The sequence below is a fragment of the Paenibacillus helianthi genome, from assembly GCF_001909055.1.
Classification (GTDB): Bacteria; Bacillota; Bacilli; order Paenibacillales; family Paenibacillaceae; genus Paenibacillus_AQ; species Paenibacillus_AQ helianthi.
Genome location: NZ_LVWI01000070.1, coordinates 133,435 through 147,570, shown reverse-complemented (window position 1 = coordinate 147,570; position 14,136 = coordinate 133,435). Strand labels below are relative to the sequence as shown.

The window sequence follows — 14,136 nt, the reverse complement described above, 5'->3', positions numbered from 1 at the left end:
ATTTTGCAAAATATAATTTAAACACAAATATTAAGATATTGAAAGGAGCTTCATGATGTCCGAGTCCAATTCTGCTTTTGGTCAAGCTCTTGTGAAATCATTAATTGGCGAACGGGGACATATTCCGATTGCCAGAGCCTTGCCGGATATTACACCGGAGCTTGCCGGACAACGTACGGGAGGAATTCCGTACAGCATTTATCAATTAATGAAACATATGAGCTATTGGCAGGATTTCATGCTGACCTTCCTGGAGGGGGGCAAACCGCAAGCGCCAGGAAGTGTAATGGATAGCTGGCCTGAGGAGGAAGCCCCGGGGGATGAGGCAGAATGGCAGGACACCGTGAGGCATTTGCTGCAAGGCGTGGAGAAGGCGGTTGATTTTGCCCGGACTGTACAACTGGACGAACCGCTCCCCGGTTTTCCTGGGGAGACCAAGGGCGGAATTTTACGTAATATCGCCTCTCATAATTCCTACCATCTAGGAGAAATTGTTCTGCTTCGCCGTCTACACGGGGCCTGGCCGCCACCTGGCGGAGGCTATCCCGCCTAATCTAATACAAAAGAGGGAATTAAGATGATGATTTTGAGTACTATACTTGTGGCGCTCGTAGCGCTGGAGCATGTGTATATTTTAACCTTGGAGATGTTTATGTGGACTACCCCCAGAGCGCAGAAGGCGTTCGGGACCACCAAGGAGTTCGCGCAGGATACGAAATCGCTCGCAGCCAATCAAGGTCTGTATAATGGTTTTCTGGCGGCCGGTCTGGTCTGGGGTTTGTTCCATCCGAACGACACGTTCGGATTTCAGCTTCAACTGTTTTTTCTAATCTGTGTCGGAGTTGCAGCGGTCTATGGCGGCATGACGGCCAAGAAATCCATTCTGTTAGTCCAGGGCCTTCCGGCCTTTCTGGCTATTATCGCCCTTCTTCTGGCGAATCTGTAAATCCGGTTTTTGATGATCAGCTTGTATAACTGGCGCCGATGCTGCATCGGGGTCAGTTTTTTTGCTGCAAAAGTAAGCTATAACAAGTCATACTTAGGCCGCCGGAGGTTCATGACTACGGTTAGCCAGCACATCGCCTTGCTTGAGGACGAGTTCAATATCCAATTGATCGACAGAAACTGAGCTAATGACCATCACCGACTTTGTGGCAATCGGAAATGAAGTATCGGGCAATCATGTAATCTATGAACCTATCACCGATGAAGAAAATTACGCCATATTTGACGCACTATGTGTTCCAAGAACAACCGAGGGTGAATTTAAAAAGGGCTCAGAGGCCCCCTTCTCATCTGAGGGGATGGTAACCTTTGGCGAAGCGATCCGGTTAGGAAAGATGGATAATTATACGGCTGACTTCAAGATACTGACGGGGCAGGATGCAATGACCGTGAAGTACATGTTCGAACATGCGGATGACTTCCAGGTTGGGGAACGACATTCGAAGGATAATTAATAGATAGGGGGTGTCCATAAGCTGAAATAGCTTGGAACACCCCCTTGCAATTATTGTATAGCTATATAAATCTGCAATTCTGTATTGGCCGGATCGAAATCTCTGGCATCATAAAGCTCGAAATCGCCCGTATAGGTCCTTACTTCCTTAGATTCCTTGAAATAGGCCCATATCTCATGCCACGTCTCAGCCACTACTTCATATACAGGTCCCTTTCTCGTTGTAAATACCATGTATTTACTTTCAGGGACGACCGCAACTACATGATTAGTGTTTCCTAAGGCCGTGTCACTGCTTAATTCGTGCCCTATAACAACCGTATAAGCTCCGTTTGCATCGCTCTCATAATCCGTATACAGGGCGTAAATATAATGTGGATTTTTAATACCAGCTGCGGAACCGAGATTGCTCTGAAAGTAAGTTTCCCATAGTTTAGCCAATTGCCCATCCGGTCCGGCCTCCGCTTCGTTCGTTGTACGTACAGCTACTCCAGTCAGTATTAGCTTTGGCTTGTGAATTGTAATAGTGCTCATGCCTCACTCTCCTCTTGAACTAAATTATACAAGGAGAAAGTAGACAGCTTACTGTCATGTTTAATTTATATTCACAATGACGCCATTATCCTCCAGGTTTTGGATGACCTGCTTTGCTTGCTCATTCAGCGGGTTGTTTGCCAAAGATACTTCCTTTAAATTCGGCATCGTCTCGAGCACTTCAAGTTCCTGAATGAGGTTATCGTCCAGATAAAGGTGCTCCAAGGTTGGATGATTTTTTAACGGCGTCAAATCTTGAATTTGATTTCCGCTCAGGATAAGCCATTCTAACTTCAAATCCTTAAGGGGACTTAGATCTGTTACTTGATTGTTGCTGGCAAGAAGATCAGTCAGCTTATGTAAATTCTTGAGCGGCACTAGACTTTTGATTTTATTGTCGTCAACCACCAGTTTTTGCAGAGAACTTAACCCGGAAAGCGGTGAAAGATCAGTAATCTGATTCCCGTCAACAGCCAGGAACGTCAGTTTTTTCAGCTTGCCGAGGGGTGTGATATTCTTTATTTTTTGGCCGGGCAGGAATAAGTCCTGCAGGTTAGCAGCATATTCAAGTCCCTGCAAACTGACGATTTTATTCTTGGACTCCATAGGATACAAAGACTTCAACTTCTGCAAATCAGCGGCCTTCACCTCTTTATTAGCTGGCAGCTTCAATTCCGTTCGAATGGCTTTCGCCAAAGCAGGGTCCGTAATAACAGAGGCAGCCCAAATGGATGTTGCCGGTAAGAATACGAAAACCAAACAAAACACGATGATATTTTTCACTAATTTAGCAGGCATTTAGATTCTCCTTTTTCGCAACTTGAATAGTTGTCATCCTTTCTTTTATCGGATTTTTCTTGAAAACTATTCACCTTGGAGAGCATCTATTTCGGCTTCATAATGGCAAGCCTTCCTCTAATTTACTCAAAGCTTCATCTAACAATTTCGCAAAATCGGCATCAGGATTCTCCGCATAGTACAGCATCACCGAGATATTGACACCAATAATTGCACCAGCAAAAGTGCGCACCGCTAAGTCTTCCGGGTTACGGCCTACTCGTTTAGCTATTAATTCCATGATCAACTGCATCATTTGGGTCATGTTATTTAGACTCGCAGCCCTCAGCTCCGGGACCTTCATAATAAGCTCGTTACGTTCACGCACCGTAGTCAGCTCATCTGTGGACATATTCTTAATTCCAGAAAGCATAGCGTTACGTATTGCTTGGAGCGGACTTAGATTAGAAGGCTGGTCTTCAAAAGCAGCAACAAAGAGAGGATCATAGTTATCGATAAGCAATACATCCTCTTTTGTAGCCTCTACAACCTCTTATATTCGGCGATCATCCGCTTATTCTTGTCATCCAACCGGAAACCGATCCCCCGGAAATTAATGACGGCTCCGCTCATGTTCTCCGATAGGGACACAATATCCTCATAGGTAGCGACATTGCCGCCCCATACCGTTTTATCATATCCTTTTTCAAACTCAAGCCAATCTGTGAATACTGGCAGCCAAGGTCCTTCCCCCTCCACGCCAAGGGAGGCAAATTGAATGTACGTTCCTTGCTTCAACGTCTTCATGCCCTGTTCATCAGAGGGTGACGGCTCTTCTTCCTTAAGCTGCATCGGCACCAAAAACTTCGCCTGAACGAGTTCATCCAGCATCCGGGCTTCTGCCGCCTGAAGAAACTGATTCTTGCCTTCATACTGCTGCCGGGAATACATCGCCTGAAAAAAACAAAGCATCGCATGCTGCAGCTCCGGATTGCTTACGGGAATATTGATCTCCGGCGTTCCGCTCCAATCGGGCGGCGGCAATAGATCGTCTCTGCTGATCACGATCGTATTTTGCCAGTTATCAATGAGAAGGTTGCGGATGCCAAGGAGATGCAGCTCAGCGAGCATCCTGCGGAACCCCTCCCGGCTGATCTTTCTCATTTCCAGCTCAATGAGCTGCTGCAGGTAATAATCCGCCGCATTGGCTGAGAATGCTTCCTCAGAGAATACCCATACCTGGTCATTACCATCGATGTATGGATAATTCGTATGGACATCGTACGCCATATACAACGCTTCGGCATTTAAGATGGTTCGTTTCAATGAGTCTAAGAGCGTCTTGGCATCAAAGTGCCCCGTCTCAAAAGCTCCGCTTTCCTTAGAATACCGAGCAGATTGAATCATAGAGATCAGATCCTGAATCGTAAGTCCGCTGCTTGCTTCCATTGTCATTGGAGAAATAAATAGAACTTCTCCTGCTGCTTTATCTTTCTGTTCCTCGCTCATCGCCAAGTCTCCATTCTATCAAGGGCTAGTCTTTTTATACTTTGCTCCCCGCCTGCCATCCTCAGGTAATCATTTTAAGCCTTCCTTCCTTACGGCTTTTCTCTCCGGTAAATGTCGATGCTCTTATAACCTTCACCTAGAATCTTCTTCATTTCTGCTCTTCGCTTTGCTCTAGTCCCTTCTTGTACGGCACTATATACATAACGGGCCCAATCCTTCCGGTAACCGGGAGTAAGCGATTGGTACAACTTCAGCGCCTCCGGACTATCCTGTAAGTCATTTTCCACAGCAGGAATCATAGATGTATAATCATCCACCCGCTGACTTGGCTTGGAGGACGCCTCATTCTTCTTCCGTGTCTCCTCTTTGAAACCAACAACGGTAAACACGTCGTTTAGCCCCACCATACGTGCAAACTTCAGGTTGCTCGCCCCAATATATCCGTCCTCATCCGCTCCCACCCCTTCAAACAGGCTGTCCCTATGAATATAGGTGGAATAGACCTTATTTCCCTTTTTGGGGTAAGCAGCGTACAAATAGCCGCCCTTATCTAAATAGTTACGATCAATCACTGTATTGATGAGATCCTGCAGCGCTTCCATATTAAGCACATAAGCAAAAATGAGATCATAACAGTTGTCCGTCAGCTCAGTATCATAAGCTATTAACCCCGATAGACTATCCTCATCTTCGGGCCTGTTCAATATGGCAACCTTTTTGAATTTGTGTAAGTTTAATTTGTCTGCGATTGTTTTAGACATGTAAGGACCTCCGTTAATGGTTATCTGTTCCCCATAATAAATCAAAGCAGCCCCCAAAACCACCGAATTGTGGGATTGAGGGCTGCTTTGACTTAATGGATTGTCGGTTTTGCACTGATTATTTTATTGCTCTGCTCCCTCTTCCTGCTATTCACCGAATACAGAACATATAACAGAATGAACCATAGAGGCGTAAACAATAATGCCGGACGTGTTTCTCTAGCGATCAGCATTATAATGAGTATCGCAGCAAACAAAGCGAGGACAACAACATTAACCGCCGGCGTTAACGGTGCTTTGAATTTGGATTTCAAATGTAAGTCTGGCCGGGTCTTCTTATATTTGATGTGACATACGAGAACAACACCCCACACCCAGATAAAACAAATGGCACTTATGGTGGTTACGATTCCAAAGGCCTGCTCCGGAATGAGCTTGCTCAGTAGAGCACCGGCAGATATGACCAGCGTAGAAATGAATAACGAGTTCCCGGGTACATGATTTTTATTCAGTTTGGCAAAATGAACAGAGGCCTGATTCTTCCGGCTCAAATTATAAAGAATTCGGCTTGTCGAGAACATCCCGCTGTTGCATGCAGAAGCGGCTGAAGTTAATACGACGAAATTGATAATCCCTGCGGCGATTGGAATCCCTACTAGACTAAAGGTTTTCACAAAAGGACTTTCTGCCGGACTGAGTTCCGTCCATGGATTAATGCATAGCAGGACGAACAATGCGCCAACGTAGAAGAAGAGAATCCGCAGAGGTATTTTGTTGATCGCTGATGGGATGTTTTTCTCCGGATCTGCTGTTTCCGCTGCCGATACCCCCACTAATTCCACACCAACATAAGCAAATACAACCATTTGGAAGGAAAATAAAAAGCCTTTTACACCGTTCGGAAACACGCCACCGTGTTCCCAAAGATTCCGGACCGTTACCGATCCTGCATCCGTCTTGAGCCCCATAATCAGGAAGATGACACCTATGCCGATTAAAGCAAGAATCGTGATGACTTTGATTAGAGCAAACCAGAATTCGAGTTCACCGAAGTTTTTGACAGTCAGTAAATTGAGTCCTAACAAAATGATCAGGCAGACGACAGCAGGTACCCAATGCGGAATATTAAACCAATACTGCACATATACGCCTACTGCAATCACATCAGCCATAGCCGTCATGACCCAGCAGAACCAATAGGTCCAACCCGTGATGAATGCCACCCGGGGGCCAAGATAGTCTTCGGCAATATCTGTAAATGACTGGTATCCCGCATTAGACAACAGAAGCTCTCCCAGCGCTCTCATCACGAAAAACACAGCGATGCCCACGATTAGATAGGTAATCATGATGGAGGGTCCCGCCTGCTGAATCGCCTTGCCCGATCCCAGGAATAATCCTGTACCAATAGTACCTCCGATGGCAATCAGTTGAACATGCCGGTTGGCCAGCTCTCTTTTTAATTCTGTTTGCGCCATTCCTAGTTCCCCCTTATGAATACAATACATTGATGCCAATAAAAAAAGAGACTGGATGTCATCCAATCTCCCGGGTTATAAGAATATGAAAAAATACCTGTCCTGCTGCTGTCAGCATGACAAATACATTCCGTACTCTTCTGTCCTTTTGCCTGAGATTGTGAACCCTTCGGCGCCACGGAATTCCCGTGGTCTCTCCAGAAGCTGCTCCTGCTATAGTGTGATCCATAGCAATCATAGCTTGCGAATTATGAAGTTAATGTACCATGCGTTTCTGATATTCTAACATATTACTTGCAATGGGAGTATCAGATCAGTGATAAAAGTCTCAAGCCAATTACTTCCATATCTCTTCGGCAATCTCTTTAATATAAACAAGCTTATTACATCGCTGCTCCTCTGTCAGGTGATTGCCTCCTAGTCATTAGCTTAGCTTGCGAACTGCACCTCGGAGAAATGATCCGTAACGTGCATGGTGAAATACCGGTCATACTCCTCCTTGCTTAGATCTCCGAAGATCAGGTGGGGAGCTAACTTCCCCTCGTATGCTTGAAAGGCATCAATTACCCTGAGCAGAAGTCCGATTCCCTCTTTGACAGTTCCCTGCTTTTCAAGCTTCGCCGCACCTGGTACATGTGCCGTTAAATCATGCTTCATATGGCCCTGCTTCAAAAATTTCCGGATCACGATGCGGCCGATGGTTTTTCTCACAATCCTTGGCTTCAGCTGCGGATAACCTGTCATAGAATATTCGATGGTCTGGGCGCAATGGGCAAGAATCTCATAGAGCGGCCATTGTTTGGTTGGGATAACGTCATACCCCTCCATGATCAGCAGTTCTTTCTTCACATCATCCAGTGATGCAAATTGCACGTTATTCATCTTTTTCTCCCCCTATCGTCGTTCCTCATGTATTAACGCATAATCTTTCTGACCCACTTGACCTTGTCGCCATAAGGCGGAAATAAGAAAGGGATATCCAGCTTCGTGCTCTTGGTCAATACGCTTTTGGTATGGGAGAACAGCTCGAAGCTGTATTTCCCGTGATACGCACCGATCCCGGCGTTTCCTACTCCCCCAAATGGCAGGTGGTGATTGGCAACATGGCTGATCGTATCATTCACACACCCACCGCCGAAGGAGACGCGTGAGAGTACTTCCTCCTCGACCTGACGTTGTTCGGTGAACAAGTACAGTGCCAACGGTTTGGGACGGGCGTTCACCATTTCAATCGCCTCCTCCACTTGACGGAAGCCCATAATGGGCAAAATCGGCCCAAAGAGTTCATCCTGCATCGCAGGGTCCGACCAAGAGGTTGCGGCAAGCAGCGTTGGCTCGATGTAGAGCTCATCTCTGATTGTTTTCCCGCCCGAAAGCACGCTATTCGGCTCCGCTTCCAGAATTGCGGCCAAGCGGTCAAATTGGCGTTCATTGACGATTCGGCCATAATCCGGACTTACTCTGGCGTCCGGTCCGAAGAAGCCTGCCACCACCGTCTTCATCCGGACAATCAATTCTTCCCTAATCTCTTCATGGGCAAGTACATAGTCCGGGGCAATGCATGTCTGTCCCGCGTTCATCATCTTCCCCCAAATAATCCGTTTGGCCGCAACGTCGAGGTTCGCAGTCCGCTCAACGATAGCCGGACTTTTGCCCCCAAGCTCAAGCGTAACGGGCACAAGGTGATCTGCAGCAGCTTTCATGACGATCTTGCCGACCGGTACGCTTCCTGTAAAAAAGATGTAGTCAAAGGGAGCGTGAATCAGCGCCGAGGTGGTCTCCTTCTCCCCTTCAATCACCCTAATATACGTCTCATCAAAAGTTTCACTGATCAGCTTCTTAACGGCAGCAGTAACTGCTGGAGTATTCTCGGAGGGTTTTAAGACCGCGCTGTTCCCTGCCGCAATGGCTCCGATCAGCGGTTCAATCAGCAGCTGGAACGGATAATTATAGGGTCCGATGATAAGAACAGTTCCGAAGGGCTCTCTATACTGGTAACTCTTAGATACAGCAAGATAGAAGGGTGTTCTTACCCTTTGCGGCTTCATCCACCGCTTCAAATGCTTGCTCATGTAGCGGATGCTGTCCAGCGTATAGCCAATCTCTGTCGAATAAGCCTCAAATTCACTTTTGTGCAGGTCCTGATATAACGCCGCCAGTAACGGCTGCTCGTTCCGTTTGATCGCGTCCGACAGCTTCCCCAGCTGCTCCAGACGAAACTCCACGCTTCGTGTATAACCGCTATGGAATTTCTGGCGATGCTCCTGCAGGATTTCATTGACCTGCTCTGAGTTCCACTGCTTCATATTTCCTGCTCCTCTTTCTATGAAATAGGTCTAGAGACAATCCCGCTCTAAGGCAACTAGAAGCCTTCTTAACAGATCCACCGATTCCTGCATGGACAACTCATAATATCGCTGGGTCCCCACTTGCTCGACTTTGATGACTCCCGCATTTTTGAGCAATTTCAGATGATGGGAAACTGCCGGCCGCGACAAGGGCAACTTATCGGTAATTTCATTGACCGTCATTCTGCCATCCTCCGATAGATGGAGCAGAATATCCTGACGGTGCGGATCGCTTAATATTTGAAGAATTGGAAGGCTTTCGCGAAAAATCTGCAATGCCTGCTTTCCCATGCTGGTGCCTCCCCTTTTATATAGTCTAAACGTTTAAACATTTAAACCAATGGTGTAGACTCATACTATACTTTTCTTGTTTAATAATCAAGTGCGGCTACTGATCTCGACAGGAACGATCGCATCGGCGTCACCATGGAGAATAAGCGTTGGCAATTACATTTTCTCAAGGTCCACACGGAAATCGGTATAGCTAAATGCCGAGATGCAATCAAGCGTGCCTTTCGGCGAAGCAAAAGCCGCAATATCGCGATTGTATAAACGGACACCGTATTCTTTGCTCCCCCTTCCAGTGGAAAATATAGTTAATATTTATAACGCTGAGAATATAACAATTAATAGTCTTACTGTCAACGCCCCCCAAAAAGTGGATCTTTAGCCTCTCACTTCTCAATCTAGCTACGTTGCGGATCAAATGGCCAAAGCCGATATATAACCTAGGAATATGAAGCTGCGCAAGCCGATTGCGTTAAGTCCCTTTACCACCGGTTGACCGCATGTTCCGCAAAGGCCACGAGATCCTTAACCTCGATCACCGTACCGTCGTCTAAAACGGCCTTCCCGTTAAACTTCCCGAAAATCTGGTGGCAATGCGTATCGACAATTTTTAGTTTCATTTCCGTGTACCGATCATAGATCGGCTTGAACTCCATTTCGAATCGCCCATCTTCGCTGATGAAGGTTTTCCTGGCCATGTAACCACCGCCTCCTTGCAGATCGAAGTGAACTTGACCGATCTTATGCGCTTCGCCGTCATAGAACAAGATGTTCTCCGTGGCGGCAGATGTGTTACCGAAGCCATAGCCGATGTTAAAGCCGAACCGTTTGCCGAAGGCATAACCGCTGCCGCTTCCCCAGAACCACTCGTGGCTGAACGGCCATACCCCCCGGCCCCAATCGAGAAGCCCGAAAGCGGTATCGGCTTCGAAGCGATATTCCTGCTCCCCTATCCGGGCAAAACCGTTAGCAGGCATACAATTGATTTTATGATTGTAATAGAAAAAACGACTATCCTCATCAAATGGCGTTGCCATCACAATCGAGGTAGAATCAGGCTGGATTAGCCGAATATCGATGTCGATCGGTAACTGCTTGCCGTTGCCAGCGGACTTGCAAATAAGCCGGCGCTCTCCGTCCACCACTTGAAACTGCATGAGGAAGCCTTTTTTCTGATACGTCAGATCGCCTTGCTCGGCCGTTGCCGGCATATTCAAACGCCCGAATGGCAATATAAGCATGTTCGATATATCGTACCGTTTACCGGTCTCAAACTCGAAGAGCTTCACGGATATATCGCCGGCGTAGGAGACATGCCCTATCGTCATCTGCAAGCCATACTGATCGTTCGACACTTGATAGAAGTCCCATTCCTTCACTCGCCAGGGTGGTGCCTTGATTGCGTCCCGATTGAAGGTAAGCACAGCTTGGGTCGAGTAACCGCGCTGCAGCAAAACGCCGTCGCTGCCAAGCACAGGACCGGGCGTATGAATTCGATTTTGCATAAGTAAACCCCTCCAGACTTGAGTTGCCAAACCATGATACGCTCATAAGCGCCTCTAACTAATGAGAGCGTTCGCAGACTATGGATTACGCTTGTCTTACACGCGGTAAGATCGTTCAGGAAAGGCGGCCCAGGCCTAGACAGAGACCCGGGAATAATATCTATTTCATTTAGAGATTAGATATTTGCTTTTATAAATTCATACGTCATCTCAGCAACTCTTTGATTACCAGCTTCTGAAAAACCGTGACCTTCTCCAGGAAATACTTCAATTCTAGCATGAGGATATATCATTGATGCCTTCTTCCCATATTCAAGTGACACAATATCATCCTGATCCCCATGAAAAATCAAAACATTTTTATCGAATTGGCCAATATGGTCAAATACATCATATTCATGAATGGATTCAAAAAACACTCTCCCCAATTGAACTTCCCATAGCTCATATGCATCAGGAATGCTCTCCATTGTTGGAAACTTTTTATTCCAGTCAGCTACAATACACAGCGCTGGAAATAGTAATAAGAGTCCTTTAATATCTTTTATATACTCATCAGCTACTAATGCAGATACTAATCCTCCCTGGCTTCCTCCAAATAAAAAGATATTATCAGGATCAACATTCTCCCAAGTTTTTATGTTCTCAACGACAGCGCATAGATCTTCCTTTTCTGTAAATATAGACATTTCATTGGTCCTAAGGTCACTCTTTGAGTTTACGGAGCCTCCACAAAAGTCGAAACAATAGGCGCCCACACCATTCTTTGCTAAATAGTCACTATTCATAGCGAAGTCTTCATTTTTTCCATTAAAACCATGGCTGAAGATCACAACGGGACACTTTTTCTTATTAGGCATGTAAGAGACACCAAAAACTTCTCTCCCATGATGTTTAATCTTTACCGTTTCTTTTTGAAAACTGTTCATATTTAACCCTCCATGACATAGAACTTTTCCACAACGCTTTGTAACTTTGATACCCTCTTTCAAATATTCTGCATGGCCTACAATTTCACCTTTGCTTGTGGTACGGTTTCACCAACCTTGCGTTATCCCGGCTTGACTTCGATACCCGGCGCTTTTGCATCCCTCATCTGAACTCCCTTGACTTAAGTTAATGCCCCCTCCTTACCCTCTTTGTACAATGGAACCAGAATCAATTAGAGGGGGTTGTGTTAATGACTGCAGCAGTGGCACGAACTGGGGGAATTTCACTACTTGTGATGGCGGTGGCCGCCGCATTTTCGTATGGATATGTTCATGGAAGTCTTGTGGTGGAGGGAGATCCAGCCGCTACCTTCGGCAACCTTCAAGCTTCTCCCCTGCTATTCAGGGCTGAAATTCTGGGATGGGTGCTGATATTAGCCTGCGACATTGCAGCCGCATGGGCATTATATACGGTTCTGCAACCTGTGCAGCACGCACTGTCCCTGCTGGGCGCATGGCTGCGCCTGTCTTATACCGCGGTATTGGGGGTTGCTGTCTCCAGCCTGGTTGTCGTCTCGCTTCTTACAGAAGACAGCAGGAGTCAGGCACTGATCGGCTTCACACCGCAGGAGCTGCAGGCGGAGATGATGCTTTTTCTTCACGCTTTTGAAGCAGTGTGGTCGGTCGGCTTGATTCTGTTTGGGGGGCATTTGCTCATAGTGGGCCTGCTGGCCTTCCAATCGGGGAATATCCCGAAGATTATTAGTGTTCTGTTGCTGCTGGCTGGGGCAGGTTATATCTTGCTCCATCTGAGCAGCACACTCGTTCCTGAGTATGAAGAATTTATAAAAGTAGTCAAATGGGTATTTATGCTGCCGATGACAGCGGGAGAGCTGGGCCTTGGCCTATGGCTGCTGTTCAGAGTCCCGGCTCCGCGGGTTCGCGGTGAATCCGCTTCTTGATCCGGCTCAGTGATTCCGGCGTTATTCCGAGATAACTCGCCAGCTGATGCTGGGGGACACGGCTGATCAGTGCGGGTCTTTTGTGAAGGAGAGCCTTCAGGCGTTCTTCGGGAGAAGAGGCAATAAAAGCGGCGAATTCCTCCTGCATCTGACCGAAGCTCTGTTCAATCATCTGACGGGTCATAGTTTCCAGCTGTGTATGTTTGGTGTACATCGCCTTCTCAGTATCCAGCGGGCCGACAACTAATGTACAGTCCTCCAGACAGGTCAGGGTGTACTCCGACGTTTTATCCGGCTTATGCGCATTGAAGATGGAGATTGCCTGCTCCTCTGTATAGAAGTTGGAGGTAATGTCCCGGCCCATAACGTCAACTGCATGCTGCCGCACGCATCCCTTCAGGACAAAATAGCAATAGCCGGGAACCCCTCCCTGCCTCAGCAGAACAGTTCCCTTGCTGTATTCCTCGACAAGGATTTCGTCCAGAATCGCTTGCTGCTCTTCATTACTTAAAGAAGTCAGCCGGGTCATATATTGGAGTAAAAGATGCTTCATATTCCAGCCGTCCCCTCTTTTTATCACTAATCACCCTTGCGTTAATTACTGCGGTCATCTTAACAGCTCCAGATACCGCTCCAGACCATTCGCCTCCAGCTCCTCCTTCGGGATGAACCGGAGCGCGGCAGAGTTAACCCGGTAGTGCTGCTTCGCCGGCTCCGGCCCATCGAAGAACAAATGACCCAGATAGGCTCCGCTCAGCCTGCTGCGCAGTGCCGTCCGGACCTCTCCTCCGCTATAGTCAGCTTCACGCCAAATCAGCCCTTCGGCAATCGGTCCAGTGAAGCTGGGCCAGCCGGTGGCGGAATCGAATTTGTCCGCCGAGCTAAACAACGGGTCGCCGCTGATCACATCCACATAAACGCCGTCACGGAATTCGTTCCAATACTCATTCTCATACAGCGGCTCTATCGCCTTATGCTGCGTGACCTCATATTGCAGCCGGGTGAGCTGGCTCTTCAGGCGTTTTTGATCCTCACGGCTGTTCCAGTGCTGCTCCAGGAATTCGTCCCGGCCCGAGCCCTTCAAATAGAGCTTATAATCCAAGGGATGGGTTTTATAATAATTCTGATGCATAGCCTCAGCCGTGTAAAATGGAGCAGCGGGAAGAATCTCCGTCACAATCGGGTCCTTGAATCTTTTACTCGCCTGGAGCGCTGTCCTGGACGCCTCCGCCTTTTTCCGCTGCTCATCATTATGCACAAAGATCGCCGTCCGGTAGGAATATCCCCGGTCCATGAATTGCCCGCCCTTATCTGTCGGATCAATCAGCTGCCAATAAATGTCCAGCAGCCGCTCATACGGGAACACCGCCGGTTCAAATGTAATCTGCACAGCCTCCACATGCCCCGTTGTTTCCGTACCCACTTCCTCATAAGTCGGATTAACCGTGTGACCGCCCGTATACCCGGATACCAGTGAGACAATGCCCGGCAGCTCGTCAAAGGGCTTGACCATACACCAAAAGCAGCCTCCTGCAAAGGTGGCAAGCTCCGTTCCGTTCTTTTCGTTCAACCGGCACACCTTCTTT

Annotated in this window: 17 protein-coding genes, 1 pseudogene and 1 riboswitch; of the genes and pseudogenes, 4 read left to right on the top strand and 14 right to left on the bottom strand. The window is 47.4% G+C overall.

Features of this window, described 5'->3' with window-relative positions; all coding sequences use genetic code 11:
• Positions 1-55: 55 nt before the first annotated feature.
• The 3 genes from A3844_RS25310 to A3844_RS25300 all read left to right on the top strand — a co-directional run bounded on the left by A3844_RS25310 (position 56) and on the right by A3844_RS25300 (position 1,460).
• Positions 56-553, top strand: a complete 498-nt coding sequence (locus A3844_RS25310; protein WP_074083150.1) for a DinB family protein — start codon at positions 56-58, stop codon at positions 551-553.
• Positions 554-577: 24 nt separating this feature from the next.
• The gene (locus A3844_RS25305) at positions 578-946 is read left to right on the top strand and encodes a DUF1304 domain-containing protein (RefSeq protein ID WP_074108811.1); all 369 of its coding nucleotides are present in this window, start codon (positions 578-580) and stop codon (positions 944-946) included.
• Positions 947-1,133: 187 nt separating this feature from the next.
• Entirely contained in the window at positions 1,134-1,460 is a 327-nt protein-coding gene (locus A3844_RS25300; RefSeq protein ID WP_074083148.1) for a Rossmann-fold NAD(P)-binding domain-containing protein, read from the top strand.
• A 50-nt stretch (positions 1,461-1,510) separates the two neighbouring features.
• On the opposite strand, the gene A3844_RS25295 is transcribed toward A3844_RS25300, so the two are convergent.
• The 12 genes and pseudogenes from A3844_RS25295 to A3844_RS25240 form a co-directional block, all read right to left on the bottom strand.
• Positions 1,511-1,993 (bottom strand): GyrI-like domain-containing protein, encoded by a 483-nt coding sequence (locus A3844_RS25295; protein WP_074083147.1) that lies wholly within the window; start codon positions 1,991-1,993, stop codon positions 1,511-1,513.
• Between the two features lie 60 nt (positions 1,994-2,053).
• Positions 2,054-2,791 (bottom strand): leucine-rich repeat domain-containing protein, encoded by a 738-nt coding sequence (locus A3844_RS25290; RefSeq protein WP_074108810.1) that lies wholly within the window; start codon positions 2,789-2,791, stop codon positions 2,054-2,056.
• 97 nt (positions 2,792-2,888) lie between these two features.
• On the bottom strand, positions 2,889-3,293 hold the full coding sequence (locus tag A3844_RS25285) for an acyl-CoA-like ligand-binding transcription factor (RefSeq protein ID WP_167374736.1): 405 nt from the start codon (positions 3,291-3,293) through the stop codon (positions 2,889-2,891).
• Positions 3,294-3,313: 20 nt separating this feature from the next.
• On the bottom strand, positions 3,314-4,279 hold the full coding sequence (locus A3844_RS25280) for an SseB family protein (RefSeq protein WP_074108809.1): 966 nt from the start codon (positions 4,277-4,279) through the stop codon (positions 3,314-3,316).
• 89 nt (positions 4,280-4,368) lie between these two features.
• The gene (locus tag A3844_RS25275; protein ID WP_074108808.1) at positions 4,369-5,040 is read right to left on the bottom strand and encodes a YdeI/OmpD-associated family protein; all 672 of its coding nucleotides are present in this window, start codon (positions 5,038-5,040) and stop codon (positions 4,369-4,371) included.
• 92 nt (positions 5,041-5,132) lie between these two features.
• Positions 5,133-6,518, bottom strand: coding sequence for an amino acid permease (locus A3844_RS25270; protein ID WP_074083143.1), 1,386 nt, complete (start codon positions 6,516-6,518; stop codon positions 5,133-5,135).
• A 130-nt stretch (positions 6,519-6,648) separates the two neighbouring features.
• A riboswitch (glycine riboswitch) is annotated at positions 6,649-6,729 on the bottom strand.
• A gap of 218 nt (positions 6,730-6,947) precedes the next feature.
• Positions 6,948-7,400: a DUF1569 domain-containing protein gene (locus A3844_RS25265; RefSeq protein WP_074108807.1), complete on the bottom strand. Its 453-nt coding sequence runs from the start codon at positions 7,398-7,400 to the stop codon at positions 6,948-6,950.
• A gap of 32 nt (positions 7,401-7,432) precedes the next feature.
• Positions 7,433-8,824 carry an aldehyde dehydrogenase gene (locus A3844_RS25260; protein WP_074108806.1) on the bottom strand — a complete coding sequence of 464 codons (1,392 nt, stop codon included), beginning with the start codon at positions 8,822-8,824 and terminating at the stop codon, positions 7,433-7,435.
• A 30-nt stretch (positions 8,825-8,854) separates the two neighbouring features.
• Positions 8,855-9,157 (bottom strand): ArsR/SmtB family transcription factor, encoded by a 303-nt coding sequence (locus A3844_RS25255; RefSeq protein WP_074108805.1) that lies wholly within the window; start codon positions 9,155-9,157, stop codon positions 8,855-8,857.
• 93 nt (positions 9,158-9,250) lie between these two features.
• Positions 9,251-9,421 (bottom strand): annotated as a pseudogene (locus A3844_RS34070) (alpha/beta fold hydrolase); the annotation flags it as partial.
• 215 nt (positions 9,422-9,636) lie between these two features.
• Complete coding sequence (locus A3844_RS25245) at positions 9,637-10,659, bottom strand: DUF2804 domain-containing protein (protein WP_074108804.1); 1,023 nt, start codon at positions 10,657-10,659, stop codon at positions 9,637-9,639.
• 176 nt (positions 10,660-10,835) lie between these two features.
• Positions 10,836-11,588 carry an alpha/beta hydrolase family protein gene (locus tag A3844_RS25240; protein WP_074108803.1) on the bottom strand — a complete coding sequence of 251 codons (753 nt, stop codon included), beginning with the start codon at positions 11,586-11,588 and terminating at the stop codon, positions 10,836-10,838.
• Positions 11,589-11,839: 251 nt separating this feature from the next.
• On the opposite strand from A3844_RS25240, the gene A3844_RS25235 reads away from it, so the two are divergent.
• The gene (locus A3844_RS25235; protein ID WP_074083137.1) at positions 11,840-12,550 is read left to right on the top strand and encodes a DUF4386 domain-containing protein; all 711 of its coding nucleotides are present in this window, start codon (positions 11,840-11,842) and stop codon (positions 12,548-12,550) included.
• On the opposite strand, the gene A3844_RS25230 is transcribed toward A3844_RS25235, so the two are convergent.
• Both A3844_RS25230 and msrA read right to left on the bottom strand, forming a co-directional pair.
• Positions 12,507-13,103, bottom strand: a complete 597-nt coding sequence (locus A3844_RS25230) for a Crp/Fnr family transcriptional regulator (RefSeq protein ID WP_074108802.1) — start codon at positions 13,101-13,103, stop codon at positions 12,507-12,509. The two genes, A3844_RS25235 and A3844_RS25230, sit on opposite strands and share 44 nt — an antisense overlap.
• A gap of 54 nt (positions 13,104-13,157) precedes the next feature.
• Positions 13,158-14,120 carry a peptide-methionine (S)-S-oxide reductase MsrA gene (msrA, locus tag A3844_RS25225; RefSeq protein ID WP_074108801.1) on the bottom strand — a complete coding sequence of 321 codons (963 nt, stop codon included), beginning with the start codon at positions 14,118-14,120 and terminating at the stop codon, positions 13,158-13,160.
• Between the last annotated feature and the right edge of the window lie 16 nt (positions 14,121-14,136).

What these genes read in the sequence shown, in the direction of transcription:
- A3844_RS25295 (WP_074083147.1), bottom strand. Translation starts at nt 1,993, where the DNA reads ATGAGCACTATTACAATTCACAAGCCAAAGCTAATACTGACTGGAGTA.
- A3844_RS25275 (WP_074108808.1), bottom strand. Translation starts at nt 5,040, where the DNA reads ATGTCTAAAACAATCGCAGACAAATTAAACTTACACAAATTCAAAAAG.
- A3844_RS25255 (WP_074108805.1), bottom strand. Translation starts at nt 9,157, where the DNA reads ATGGGAAAGCAGGCATTGCAGATTTTTCGCGAAAGCCTTCCAATTCTT.
- A3844_RS25300 (WP_074083148.1), top strand. Translation starts at nt 1,134, where the DNA reads ATGACCATCACCGACTTTGTGGCAATCGGAAATGAAGTATCGGGCAAT.
- A3844_RS25305 (WP_074108811.1), top strand. Translation starts at nt 578, where the DNA reads ATGATGATTTTGAGTACTATACTTGTGGCGCTCGTAGCGCTGGAGCAT.
- A3844_RS25230 (WP_074108802.1), bottom strand. Translation starts at nt 13,103, where the DNA reads ATGAAGCATCTTTTACTCCAATATATGACCCGGCTGACTTCTTTAAGT.
- A3844_RS25245 (WP_074108804.1), bottom strand. Translation starts at nt 10,659, where the DNA reads ATGCAAAATCGAATTCATACGCCCGGTCCTGTGCTTGGCAGCGACGGC.
- A3844_RS25260 (WP_074108806.1), bottom strand. Translation starts at nt 8,824, where the DNA reads ATGAAGCAGTGGAACTCAGAGCAGGTCAATGAAATCCTGCAGGAGCAT.
- A3844_RS25280 (WP_074108809.1), bottom strand. Translation starts at nt 4,279, where the DNA reads ATGAGCGAGGAACAGAAAGATAAAGCAGCAGGAGAAGTTCTATTTATT.
- A3844_RS25290 (WP_074108810.1), bottom strand. Translation starts at nt 2,791, where the DNA reads ATGCCTGCTAAATTAGTGAAAAATATCATCGTGTTTTGTTTGGTTTTC.
- A3844_RS25265 (WP_074108807.1), bottom strand. Translation starts at nt 7,400, where the DNA reads ATGAATAACGTGCAATTTGCATCACTGGATGATGTGAAGAAAGAACTG.
- A3844_RS25235 (WP_074083137.1), top strand. Translation starts at nt 11,840, where the DNA reads ATGACTGCAGCAGTGGCACGAACTGGGGGAATTTCACTACTTGTGATG.
- A3844_RS25310 (WP_074083150.1), top strand. Translation starts at nt 56, where the DNA reads ATGTCCGAGTCCAATTCTGCTTTTGGTCAAGCTCTTGTGAAATCATTA.
- A3844_RS25270 (WP_074083143.1), bottom strand. Translation starts at nt 6,518, where the DNA reads ATGGCGCAAACAGAATTAAAAAGAGAGCTGGCCAACCGGCATGTTCAA.
- A3844_RS25240 (WP_074108803.1), bottom strand. Translation starts at nt 11,588, where the DNA reads ATGAACAGTTTTCAAAAAGAAACGGTAAAGATTAAACATCATGGGAGA.